This is a genomic window from Blautia sp. KLE_1732_HM_1032 (assembly GCF_025147905.1).
GTDB lineage: Bacteria > Bacillota > Clostridia > Lachnospirales > Lachnospiraceae > Blautia_A > Blautia_A fusiformis.
In genome coordinates this window covers 36,100-48,973 of the sequence record NZ_CP102266.1, presented here as the reverse complement: position 1 = coordinate 48,973, position 12,874 = coordinate 36,100, and the positions used below count along the sequence as shown (strand labels likewise).

Sequence of the window (12,874 nt, the reverse complement as noted above, 5' to 3'; positions counted from 1 at the left end):
CTCGACCTTATTCCTCTTCACTGCCTGTGACAGCTTCCTCTGCAGAGCCTTCTTCGTTATCGCCGGTTTCTCCGTCAGCTTTTTCGGCATTTGTATCTGCTTCCGGATCTTTATCTCTTACCTTGGCGATACTTGCAACGGTTACACCCTCTGTAAGATTGATCATCTTCACACCGGAGGTGATCCTTCCAAGAACAGAGATATCCGCACACTGCAGACGGATAATGATACCCTCTGTAGTGATCATCATGATCTCGTTCTCTTCGTTGACAGCCTTGGCGCCGACAACATTTCCGGTCTTCTCGGTGATCTTGTAGCACTTCACACCCTTACCGCCACGGTTCTGGACAACGAACTCACTCATAGCTGTACGTTTGCCCATTCCGTTCTCGGAAACTACAAGCAGATAATCTCCCTGAGTGTTCAGCTGCATGGCAACAACTTCATCACCGTCAGTAAGATTCATACCTCTTACTCCCATGGACGCACGGCCTGTGCTGCGGACATCCGTTTCCTTAAAGCGGATACACTGTCCGTCCCTGGTCACAAGAATAATATCTTTGTTATTATCAGTAGCCTTAACCTCGATCAGCTCGTCATCATCACGGAGAACGATTGCTGTAAGACCTGTCTTACGGACATTCTCGTAATCCTTGATCGGAGTTTTCTTCACAAGGCCTTTCTTGGTGGCCATCATCAGATAATGCCCCTCTTCATATTTACGAAGCGGGATCACAGCTGTGATCTTTTCTCCCGGTGCAAGCTGCAGAAGATTGATGATCGCAGTTCCTCTGGCTGTACGACCGGCCTCCGGGATCTCATATGCCTTCAGTCTGTATACACGTCCTGTATTAGTAAAGAACATGAGATAATGGTGCGTTGTCGTCATCAGAAGCTCTTCGATATAGTCATCCTCAATCGTCTGCATACCCTTGATTCCTCTGCCGCCACGGTTCTGGCTGCGGAAGTTGTCAACGGTCATACGCTTGATATAACCAAGCTTTGTCATTGCGATCACTGTATTTTCTCTCGGGATCAGATCCTCTGTAGAGATATCATATACATCGTATCCGATGGAAGTCTTTCTGTCATCGCCGTATTTCTCTGCAATGGCAAGGATCTCCTCACGGATCACCCGGAGAAGGAGCTTGCGGTCAGCAAGGATTGCCTGGAACTTGCGGATCTTCTCCATAAGCTCTGCATACTCAGCCTCCAGCTTCTCTCTTTCCAGACCTGTCAGTGCACGGAGACGCATATCCACGATCGCCTGTGCCTGCACATCTGTCAGCTCAAAACGTTCGATCAGCTCCTGCTTGGCGATCTGTACGTTGCGGGAACCACGGATGATGCGGATCACTTCGTCAATATTATCAAGTGCTTTCAGAAGACCCTCTAAAATATGGGCTCTCTCCTGTGCCTTATTAAGATCATACTGTGTTCTTCTGCGAACTACATTCTCCTGATGCTCCAGATAGTACTCCAGCATCTCTTTCAGATTCAGAACCTTCGGTTCCATACTTCCATGATTTGGAACAAGCGAAAGCATGATCACACCAAAAGTATCCTGCAGCTGTGTATGCTTGTAAAGCAGATTCAGGATCACGTTGGCATTGGCATCCTTACGAAGATCAATACAGATTCGCATACCCTCACGGCTGGAATGGTCGTTCAGGTCTGTGATCCCGTCGATCTTTTTGTCACGGACAAGCTCTGCGATCTTCTCGATCAGACGTGCCTTGTTTACAAGGTACGGGAGCTCGGTAACCACGATACGGGATTTACCGTTTGGCAAAGTCTCGATATTCGTCACCGCACGGACACGGATCTTGCCACGTCCGGTACGGTAAGCTTCCTCGATCCCTCTCGTTCCGAGGATGGTCGCTCCTGTAGGGAAGTCCGGTCCCTTTACGATCTCAAGAAGCTCCTCCATAGCTGTTTCTCTGTCTTCTTCTACAATGTTGTCAATGATCTTAACAACTGCATTGATAGTTTCACGAAGGTTATGCGGCGGAATATTGGTTGCCATACCTACCGCAATACCTGTAGTACCGTTTACCAAAAGGTTCGGAAAACGTGCCGGAAGCACAACCGGCTCACGCTCTGTTTCATCAAAGTTCGGCTGAAAATCAACCGTATCCTTGTTGATGTCAGCAAGCATCTCCATGGATATCTTGCTGAGACGTGCCTCTGTATATCGCATGGCAGCCGCACCGTCACCATCCACAGAGCCAAAGTTTCCATGTCCGTCAACCAGCGGATATCTTGTGGACCATTCCTGAGCCATATTGACCAGCGCACCATAGATGGAGCTGTCACCGTGCGGATGATATTTACCCATGGTATCACCGACAATACGCGCACATTTTCTGTGTGGCTTGTCAGGACCATTATTCAGCTCGATCATAGAGTACAGAACTCGGCGCTGTACCGGCTTCAGACCGTCTCTTACATCAGGCAAAGCTCGTGAGGCGATAACACTCATGGCATAGTCGATGTAAGATTCCTTCATCGTTTTTTCCAGATCCACTTCGTGGACTTTGTCAAAAATATTATCTTCCATTCTTCTTTATTCTCCTAGATATCAAGATTCTTAACGAATCTTGCATTTTCTTCGATAAATTCACGTCTTGGCTCTACCTTGTCTCCCATAAGAGTGGTAAATGTCAGATCGATCTCAGATGTGGCAGCTTCGTCCATGGTCACACGGAGAAGGATTCTCTTCTCAGGGTCCATAGTAGTCTCCCAGAGCTGCTCGGCATCCATCTCACCCAGACCTTTATAACGCTGGATCTTATTGTTTCCGTCACGTCCGATCTCGGTAAGGATATTGTTCAGCTCATCATCGTCATATGCATACCATACCCTTTTGTTCTTCTCCACTTTATAGAGAGGAGGCTGCGCCAGGTATACATATCCCTGCTTGATCAGCTCCGGCATGAAACGATACAGGAATGTCAGAAGCAGTGTTGCAATATGTGCACCGTCAACATCGGCATCGGTCATAATAATGATCTTGTGATAACGAAGCTTGGAAATATCAAAATCCTCATGGATTCCGGTTCCGAAGGCAGTGATCATTGCCTTGATCTCTTTGTTTCCGTAAATCTTATCCAGACGTGCCTTCTCAACATTCAGGATCTTACCACGCAGCGGAAGGATCGCCTGTGTGGCACGGTTTCTCGCTGTCTTGGCAGAACCGCCCGCGGAATCTCCCTCTACGATATAGATCTCACAGTTCTCCGGATTCTTGTCAGAACAGTCTGCAAGCTTTCCCGGAAGCGACATGCTGTCCAGTGCGGATTTTCTTCTTGTAAGGTCACGTGCCTTTCTGGCTGCCTCTCTGGCTCTCTGTGCAAGAACAGATTTCTCAACGGTAGCCTTGGCAACTGCAGGATTCTGCTCCAGGAAAATCTCCAGCTGTTTACTTACAACACTGTCTACCGCACCTCTGGCCTCACTGTTTCCAAGCTTCTGCTTGGTCTGACCCTCAAACTGCGGATTCTCGATCTTAACACTGACGATCGCAGTCAGGCCCTCACGGATATCATCACCGCTTAAGTTCGGCTCACTGTCCTTGAGAAGCTTGTTCTTACGTGCATAATCATTAAATGTATTGGTGATCGCATTACGGAAACCGGTAATGTGTGTACCGCCCTCCGGTGTATTGATATTGTTTACAAAGCCATAGGTGTTCTCTGTATAGGAATCATTATGCTGCAGCGCAACCTCTACAGACACGCCGTCCTTCTCACCCTCACAGTAAATGATCTCCGGGTAAAGAGCCTCCTTGCTTCTGTTCAGGTAGCTTACAAACTCACGGATACCACCCTCATAGTGGAATACCTTCTCGCGCTCCTGTCCCTCTCTCTTATCCTCCAGAACGATACGAAGACCCTTAGTCAGGAAAGCCATCTCACGAAGTCTCTGTTTCAGGATATCATAATCATAAACAGTCTCCTCAAAGATCTCCTTGTCCGGAAGGAAATAAACCTTCGTTCCTGAAAGCCCCGGATCACAGTCACCTACCACCTTCAGCGGGTACATAGTCTTGCCACGCTCATATCTCTGTTTGTATTCCTTACCCTCTCGGTAGATGGTAACCTCCAGCCATTCAGAAAGTGCATTTACAACAGATGCACCAACACCGTGAAGACCACCGGAAACCTTATATCCTCCACCGCCGAACTTACCGCCTGCGTGAAGAATGGTAAATACAACCTCAACTGCCGGAATACCAGCCTTATGATTGATACCAACCGGAATACCACGACCATTATCTGTAACTGTAATGGAATTATCCGGATTGATATCTACATGGATCTCCGTACAAAAACCAGCCAGTGCTTCATCGACTGCGTTATCCACGATCTCATATACGAGATGATGAAGTCCACGGCTGGAGGTACTTCCGATATACATTCCAGGCCTCTTACGTACGGCTTCCAGTCCTTCCAGGATCTGGATCTGATCCGCGCCGTATTCTGTATTCTCTGCGCCCATGTCATTCCTCCTGTTCTTGTCGTCCGGACGTGTTTGAAAATTCATTTCTGCAGAACCATAGCAGCTTCAGAAATCATTACATCAAATCCTGAGCAAGATAAACTGATCTGTTAATTTCAGGAAATACTGTATTTTCATTTTGCAGAAAGCAATTCTCAAACCCGCTCCGGAAGTGTCATTTATACCTGTAAAATAAATATTTTTTACATACGAATACAGAGTTTATTATAGCACAAAAAAGCCTGTATTTCCACGCAAAATCATAGGAAATACAGGCAAAAAAGTATCTTATTAAATGCAATCCCAAAACACAGCACAATATGCTCTTAAAACATATGAAATATTCAGCTACTCCGGCAAAATCCCAAATTCCTTTAACAATTTCTTCTGGTATTCCGGATCTGATGCCGATCTTATGATATCAGACGTCCTCCCCAGCTCAGCAAGGCAGAGGATCAAACTGTTAATACTATGTTCTCCCTGCTGCATTCCCTGCTGCATTCCCCGCTGCATTCCCTGCTGCATCCCATCCTTTATTCCATCCTGCATTCCAATTCCATAACCTTCATCATAGCCAGCCTGTAAACTTTTTCTTATCTTTTCCTCGATCTGATCCTGTATGATCCGATTTAATGCTTCACACATACAATCCGCCTCCCTGAATTTTTCTTCATTAGCCCTTACGATCATCTGCATGACTGATTCGTACAAAGGATTTTTCTGCTTTTCTCTGTATTCATTGAGAAGTCGTTTCATATCTTCCTTATCTTTTATTCTATCAGTCAGACTTCTCAGCCACAGATTTTTCTTCTTCGACAACTGTTCCGTTACAATAACCTGAATTGGGATCTTAGATCCTGTTACGTAATAAATTCCTTCTTCCATCTTTTTTACCCGGCATTTCCAAAACTCCCTCAAATGGCGGAGCATCTTCCGGGGATATGCCCTGCTTACCAAAGAGATCGTAATCTCCTCAATTGGGATTTCATCCTCAGTTACCGTATCCGCTTTATAAAAAAATGCATATCCACACACCTTATAAAAATCATTGATGCTTATATAATCCGTCGGACTCTTATATTCAATGATATTATATTTCCGGAAGATCCTTCCGATGTTTTTATTAATGGGGATATCTGATTTCTTTTTGATCACAAGCGCATCGATCTCCATTGGTTTCGTCCCAAGCTGATGCTCATTCTCAAAAATCAGATTCTCCCTTTCTGCCTCCAGTTCTATCTGGATATCAGCAAAAAATGCAGGATGCCACTGCCGCAGGTTAGAGCTGTTTGTTCTGTTATTGTTTACGATCATACACGACTCCTCTGTTTTGATCTCAAGGAGCCTCATCTGAAAACTCCTGCTGAAAAATGGAAAAAAGCATGAATTTTCTGAGATGACAGGCAATCTGCCTGATATATGAAATGTAATAGAAAAATAAGATTATTTTTAGAAAATATGCTTTTACAGCATTTCCATAGAATCCCGGAACTGCTTTTTATTTTTGATAAGATCAGCTTACCACAATATGGTCTATACTGCAAGCAAATCATTTCGACAAAATCCGCACAGTACTTTTTATGTTACTGTTCACTGGCAATATTCCGCGAGGTGTTTTTTGTGAGCGAAGGTCACAGAAAACCCGAGACATACCGCGCGGATTTATGCGATTAGCATAAATTCTGTGCATCGCGAAGCGTGTTGCTGAGAACGGAGTGAACAGTAACCTTTTTATTACCACAATAAAAAAAGCCACATACGTTCCCAAAAATCCCTGGTCACAGTATGCAGCTTATTCAATCATCCACGATCACGTTACCTACGATCCGTACCACAATTACACCTGATCATTCAGCAGAACCTTCTCCATCCAGAAGCGCCTTATAAATATCCCGCTTGGAAACACCACGATCCTTGGCAGCAAGCTTCATGGCATCCTTCCTGGAATTCCCCTGCTGCTCATACATCGCCACATGCTCCGCAATGGAAATCTCCTCCCAAGAAGCACGCTTCTCCGCCTCCATCTCACTGCGGCTCCTGCCCTCGATCACAAGAACACACTCACCCAGCGGCTTCTCATCTTTATAAAAATCCATCAAATCATCGATCGTAGTCCGGAATGCCGTCTCATGCTTCTTGGTCAGCTCTCTGCAAAGAGTCATCCGGCGGTTGCCAAGCGCCTCTCTGAGCTCACCAAGAGTCCGTACAAGCCTGTGAGGTGCCTCATACAGGATAATAGTCCTGGTTTCACAGGAAAGCTCCTCCAGGATCGTTTTTCGTTCTTTCTTATCCGCCGGAAGAAAAGCCTCGAAAGCAAAACGCCTGGTATGCAGGCCTGACAAAGTCAGAGCAGTGATGCAGGCAGCAGGACCCGGAAGTGAAGTCACTTCAATTCCGGCTTCATAGCACATGGCGGCAAGCTCCTCCCCAGGATCTGAGATACCCGGAGTACCTGCATCTGTGATCAACGCAATGTTTGTACCCGCCAGCAGCTTTTCCACGAGGACATGGCCCTTATCGATCTTATTGTATTCGTGGTAGCTGGTCATGGGGGTTTTTATATCAAAATGATTCAGAAGTTTTATGCTGTTGCGGGTATCCTCCGCAGCGATTAAGTCCACTTCCCGAAGGGTTCTTAGTACTCGAAGGGTGATGTCTTCGAGATTTCCTATGGGGGTGGCGCATAAGTATAGTTTTCCGTTTTGTTTCATAATTTGCCTCTTTTCTCGCTTGACCGCGGGGAGTTGTTTTCCACTTGGCCGTGGGGGAGTTGTTTCGCTTGACCGCGGGGGTTTGTTTAAGTTTGGGAACTTTGAAAACCGCAAAGGGGCCGCAAAGCCGCGCCCCCTCTGCACACCCCTTGGGCTTTTTTTAAGTAGTGCAAGGGATTCGCTGTTCTTATTTGTTGACTTGTGTCTGTATGCTTCGGTACTCAGCGCACTACGCTGTGCCGATGTTGTTTTATTTCTTCACTTTCTCTGTGGTTCACTTCCGGCAAGGCGTCTGTATGCTTCGGTATTCAGCGCGCTACGCTGTGCCGATGTTGTTTTATTTCTTCACTTTCTCTGTGGTTCGCTTCCGGCAAGGTGCCCGTATGCTTCGATATTCAATGTGCTACGCTATGCCGATATTATTTCATTTCTTCACTTTCTCAGTGATTCACTTCTGGCAAGGTGTCTGTATTCTTCGATATTCAATGCGCTACGCGTTGCGATCTCTCGCTTTGAATCTCAGGCGAGGGGAGGCAGGCTGCTGGTGGTGACGTTAGCGGAGCCCCCGTCAGCGAGGTGAGGATAGCTGCTGCCACCGAGCGCACTGTTTGAGCGAAGCGAGTTTGCGCGAATGGCAGCAAACCGGCGCCGCAGCCGAGCAGGGGGCGCAGCGTGTCACCACCAGCAGCCTGCCTCCCCTCGCCGTCCCTTCACCAACCGAAGTACCACAGCCACCACTACCTCCCAGCCATCCAGCGCAGCGCCGATGGCCCAAAACCTCCCGAGCAGCCACCCCAATCTCTCACAACCGGGGCAGCCACCCTAAGCCACAACATCACAACATTCACACCATCCAATACAACTCCAAAACATCCTCCGTATAAACCCCAGGCCGCTCATAAACCACCAGCGGCCGCTCAACCCGGATCCTGGAATTCCCGCCCTTACAAGCCTCGATCAACACCATATTCGGCTCCTTATCAATAAAAGGATACACCAGCTGCATCCTCTTAGGCTCCAGCTTATACTTCGTCAAAGTCGCCATCAGCTCCACAAGCCGAAACGGCCTGTGCACCAGAAAAAACCGCCCCCGGTCCTTCAGGACCCGGGCAGCCTGACAAGCCACATCATCAAACGAACACAAAATCTCATGCCTCGCAATCGCCTTCGGAAGATGCGGATTCGTCAACCCATGCTGCCCGATCATATACGGCGGATTACACGTCACCACATCAAAAGAAGCCGCCCCAAAAATCCCGGCAGCCTCCCTGATATCACCCTCAACGATCCGAACCCTGTCCTCAAGACCATTATACCTCACACTACGGTCAGCCATCTCCGCACACTCATGCTGGATCTCCAGCCCCGTGAAATGCTCCCCATCCGTACGATCAGAAAGCAAGATCGGAATGATCCCCGTACCGGTCCCCATATCCAGCGCAACCTCACCCCTCTTCACCCGGGCAAAGCCAGACAACAGAACCGCATCCATCCCAAAGCAAAACTTCTTCGGATCCTGGATCACAAACAACCCATTCTGAAGATCATCCACACGCTCACCGCAATAAACCAGATCACTTCTCATTCGGCTTCGAATCTCCCTTTTTAACCTCTTTCTCCTCGTGGTCAGCAGAACCACCCTTACCCTTTTTTCTCTTAGGGCGGAACCTCAGATCACGGACCGGAAACTCCTGGATCTCCTTCTCGTCATTCACCTCAACCACGATCTTAACCATCTGCCGGAGAACATTCACACTCTGGACCGTACCCGAAACACCCTGCGGCGTCGTTACCATATCACCGATACCCGGAAGATTCCGGTTCAGCTCCTCATAAGTCTCCTGCTCATTCTTCAGACAGCACATCAGACGACCACAGACACCAGAAATCTTCGTCTGGTTCAGAGAAAGATTCTGCTCCTTCGCCATCTTGATGGAAACCGGCGCAAACTCCGAAAGATACGTATGACAGCAAAGCGTCCTTCCACAGATACCAATACCGCCAAGGATCTTCGTCTCATCACGGACACCGATCTGACGAAGCTCGATCCTGGTCTTAAACACAGACGCCAGATCCTTAACCAGCTGCCGGAAATCAATACGGCCATCCGCTGTAAAATAAAACAGCACCTTGTTATTATCAAAGGTATACTCCGCATCGATCAGCTTCATATCAAGCCCATGCTCACGGATCTTCTTCTTACAGATCTTAAAAGCCTCTTTCTCCTTCTGGCGGTTCTCAGCCTCATGATCCTCGTCCTCCTTCGTTGCAACACGGAGAACCTCCTTCAGCGGATGGACCACCTCGTCCTCCTTCACGCTGCGCGGCTCCAGGACAACACGGCCATACTCCACACCACGGGCAGTCTCCACGATCACATGATCGCCGACCTTCACCTTATAATTCTTAGGATTAAAATAATAAATCTTACCAACGTTACGAAATCTGACTCCAACTACCTTTTCCATTCTATTTCTCCCTAATTGTCAGGAACAGGAGCTCCAGGGCAAGTTCGAGATTAACATTGGCACGGAGACGCACCTTCGTCTTCTCCAGTGCCTCAAGGATTTTTTCGATATTCTCATAAGAACGCTCGCTGGCCTGCTCTCTGATAAAATTAATCTCCTGTTTAAAAACCAGGTTGTCAATTTCCCTTGTTGCCTTAAACATCAGAACATCGCGGAACCAGAACTGGAAAATATCCAGATAATCATTGATATTATTCTTATCAGCAGTCAAAGTCTTGATCGCCTCTGTCAGCTCATAAACCTCCATGGAATTGGCATATTTCAAAATCTTCAGGGCATTGGCAGTCATATCTGCAAACTCCTGAGAAGTCGCAGCCTCCTTCGCCTTGCCGATACTGCCCTGCGCATAAGACGCATCAATCTCAGCCTGATAATCCGGCACCTGAAGATGCTCCATCAGATATTCCTTCACAAGACTGTCATCCACCACCTTCAGATCCAGACGCACACATCTGGAACGGATCGTAGGAAGAAGACTGTCGATATTACTTGTCAGCAGCATGATCACCGCATATTCCGGCGGTTCCTCGATAGTTTTCAAAATGGCATTCTGCGCCTGCACCGTCATCATCTCCGCATCCGGAATGATATAGATCTTATACGGACTGCAGTACGGCTTGATATCCACATCACGCACAACCTGGTCACGCACCTCGTCAATGCTGATGCTTCCAGGCTTCTCATGAGTTACTGTAATGATATCCGGATGATTCTTGCCGATCACCTTCTTACAGGAATCACAAGTCATACACGGTTCAGACTCTCCCGATTCACACTGCAGCGCTGCCGCAAAAGTCCCCGCAAGAAGCTTCTTGCCGGATCCCGGTTCCCCTGTAAAAATATAAGAGTGGGATACCTTCCCTGTCTCTATCGCATTCTTCAAATGCCTGATTATATCGTCATGGCCGATGATGTCATGAAATCCTGCCATAAGAATCACCTCTTTCTGCCTTTTGTGCCCTCCGTTATACCCGGCGGACATCTTTCAACTAATTATAACATAATCTTCTGTATAAAAAAAACTATTTTTCCTTATTGTACAGATTTTATATAATTTACGATCTCCTTCACACATTCATCCAGATTATGATTCTCAAAACGCTTCCATATACCTGCTTTAAGAATATTTTCCTCGGAAAAATCATTCTGGTCTGCAAGAAAACGCCTGCACATCTCCTCGTACTTCGGCACCTCCTGGGTCTTCTCCCTGGCAAGCGCACGCTCCAGACGCTCTCCGTCTTCCACCTCTATATAAATAGGCCACATCACTTCATTGCCGTAATACTCCCGGAGCCTCACAAAAGACTCCAGTGTACCGATCCCCAGATAGCTGTCATTACCCACAGACACCTGCCCATCATCCGCAGTAAAATATGTCCACGGCCCGTAAACCGTCTGATAAGTACGCGCCTCGATCAGCTTCCCGTTTCTTCGGAACTCCTTCAGTTTATTCTCATCTGCAAAAAAATATTCTCTTCCGTTCTCCTCTCCATCCCGGATCGGACGGGTGGTATAGATCACAAGCCGCTTAAGCCCCAGCTCCTGATTCCCCTCCAGCTGTCTGTAAATACTGTCCTTACCGGAAGAGCTTTTTCCCATAATGTAAAAAATCTTTCCCATATGTCTCCTCTGCTACATCTCATTTCTCACAACACACACCGTCTCATTGGTCTGGTCGCTCAGGCCCTGGACCTCAAAGCCCTGTTCCAGGTATCTTCTCACATTTTTTACGAAATGTCCAGAAATCTGTTCCCCCGGAACGATCAGCGGGATCCCCGGCGGATAAAGATACGCAAACTCCCCGGACGTACGTCCGATACACTCATCCAGCGGACACCGCTCACTCTCCGCATCCATAGCCTGGGAGATCCGCATGATCTGCTTCATTTTTCCGTTTTTCAAAGGCTCCTTCTCCACAGCCTCTTCTCTATATTTTAACGATTCACGGCGGTCGATCTCTTCAATAGCATCACAAAGCCGCTCAAAGCCCTCCGCCGTATCACCCACAGCCGCCAGCGCCAGCACATAATTCTCCGCCTCCATCTCCATTTCCAGATGAAACTCCCTCCGGAGGATCTGATGCAGCTCCCGGCCGTTCAGCGAGCTGTCCACAGTAGAAAGCAATATCTTGGATCTGTCAAAATCAAAAACTCTCTGGCACTCACAGGCCTGCGGCGTTACCAGCCGGATATACTTACACTCGGAAAGACGCCTGCGTGCTTTTTCCAGATTCTCCGTAAACACACGGAACATCTCATCCCCCTCACGCTCCAGCTTATCCATGCACGCATCAATGCTGCTCATAAGAATATAAGAAGGACTGCTGCTCTGATAGATTCCCAGAAAACGCTTCAGTTTTTCCCGGCTCACACGATCACTGCACAGGTGGATCACCCCCGTCTGGGTCAGACAGGGCAGCGTCTTATGCACACTGTTGATCACCACATCCGCACCAAGCTGCGCCGCAGACACCGGAAAATAATCCGAAAACCGAAAATGCGCCCCGTGAGCCTCATCCACGATCAGCGGCACACCATAGCGATGCGCGATCTCCGCGATCCTAGCCACATCCGACACGATGCCGTCATAAGTCGGTGAAGTGATCAGCACCGCCTGGATCTCCGGATTTTCCGCCAGATACATTTCCACACGGCCGGGTGAAATCCCTCCGTTTATCCCCAATTTCGGATCTTCATGTGGATAAATATACGTGGCACTCAGCTCCCGCAGATAAATCGCATGGTAAACCGCCTTATGGCAGTTCCTTGCCACCAGGATCTGTCCCCCCTTATCCACAGCCGCAGACACCGCCGCCAGGATCGCCCCGGAGCTTCCATTAATACTGTAAAAACTCTCCGGCACACCATAAAGCCGTGCGACATCCTCCTGCGCCCTTTTCAAAATATCCTCAGCATGATGCAGGTTATCAAACCCGTCAATCTCCGTAATATCCCTCTCCACCGGAAAATCCCCCTCCACAGCCAGCGGATTCCTCTTATGCCCCGGCATATGAAACGGATAAAAATCACTCTTACCGTACGCTTCCAGTTTCTTGTATAATCTGTCTTCCATAGTTCGTCCTTTTCATCCTAAAAACAAGGAGGGGCTATCACCAGACGATATTCCCCTCCATTT

The 12,874-nt window shown here is 47.9% G+C and carries 9 protein-coding genes; all 9 read right to left on the bottom strand.

Features of this window, described 5'->3' with window-relative positions:
- Positions 1 to 7 precede the first annotated feature (7 nt).
- The 9 genes from gyrA to NQ489_RS00140 all read right to left on the bottom strand — a co-directional run bounded on the left by gyrA (position 8) and on the right by NQ489_RS00140 (position 12,811).
- Positions 8 to 2,560 carry a DNA gyrase subunit A gene (gene gyrA / locus NQ489_RS00180; RefSeq protein ID WP_021651691.1) on the bottom strand — a complete coding sequence of 851 codons (2,553 nt, stop codon included), beginning with the start codon at positions 2,558 to 2,560 and terminating at the stop codon, positions 8 to 10.
- 14 nt (positions 2,561 to 2,574) lie between these two features.
- Positions 2,575 to 4,500, bottom strand: a complete 1,926-nt coding sequence (gene gyrB, locus NQ489_RS00175) for a DNA topoisomerase (ATP-hydrolyzing) subunit B (protein ID WP_044961587.1) — start codon at positions 4,498 to 4,500, stop codon at positions 2,575 to 2,577.
- Positions 4,501 to 4,848: 348 nt separating this feature from the next.
- Positions 4,849 to 5,814 (bottom strand): hypothetical protein, encoded by a 966-nt coding sequence (locus NQ489_RS00170; protein ID WP_044961595.1) that lies wholly within the window; start codon positions 5,812 to 5,814, stop codon positions 4,849 to 4,851.
- A 533-nt stretch (positions 5,815 to 6,347) separates the two neighbouring features.
- Positions 6,348 to 7,211 (bottom strand): 16S rRNA (cytidine(1402)-2'-O)-methyltransferase, encoded by an 864-nt coding sequence (gene rsmI, locus NQ489_RS00165; protein WP_044962018.1) that lies wholly within the window; start codon positions 7,209 to 7,211, stop codon positions 6,348 to 6,350.
- 844 nt (positions 7,212 to 8,055) lie between these two features.
- Complete coding sequence (locus NQ489_RS00160) at positions 8,056 to 8,796, bottom strand: tRNA1(Val) (adenine(37)-N6)-methyltransferase (RefSeq protein WP_021651244.1); 741 nt, start codon at positions 8,794 to 8,796, stop codon at positions 8,056 to 8,058.
- Positions 8,786 to 9,679 (bottom strand): PSP1 domain-containing protein, encoded by an 894-nt coding sequence (locus tag NQ489_RS00155; RefSeq protein ID WP_021651243.1) that lies wholly within the window; start codon positions 9,677 to 9,679, stop codon positions 8,786 to 8,788. The genes NQ489_RS00160 and NQ489_RS00155 overlap by 11 nt, the downstream gene beginning before the upstream one ends.
- A 1-nt stretch (position 9,680) precedes the next feature.
- Positions 9,681 to 10,670 (bottom strand): DNA polymerase III subunit delta', encoded by a 990-nt coding sequence (gene holB, locus NQ489_RS00150; RefSeq protein WP_015526578.1) that lies wholly within the window; start codon positions 10,668 to 10,670, stop codon positions 9,681 to 9,683.
- A gap of 101 nt (positions 10,671 to 10,771) precedes the next feature.
- Complete coding sequence (locus NQ489_RS00145) at positions 10,772 to 11,359, bottom strand: hypothetical protein (protein ID WP_021651241.1); 588 nt, start codon at positions 11,357 to 11,359, stop codon at positions 10,772 to 10,774.
- 12 nt (positions 11,360 to 11,371) lie between these two features.
- Positions 11,372 to 12,811, bottom strand: a complete 1,440-nt coding sequence (locus NQ489_RS00140; RefSeq protein ID WP_021651240.1) for an aminotransferase class I/II-fold pyridoxal phosphate-dependent enzyme — start codon at positions 12,809 to 12,811, stop codon at positions 11,372 to 11,374.
- Between the last annotated feature and the right edge of the window lie 63 nt (positions 12,812 to 12,874).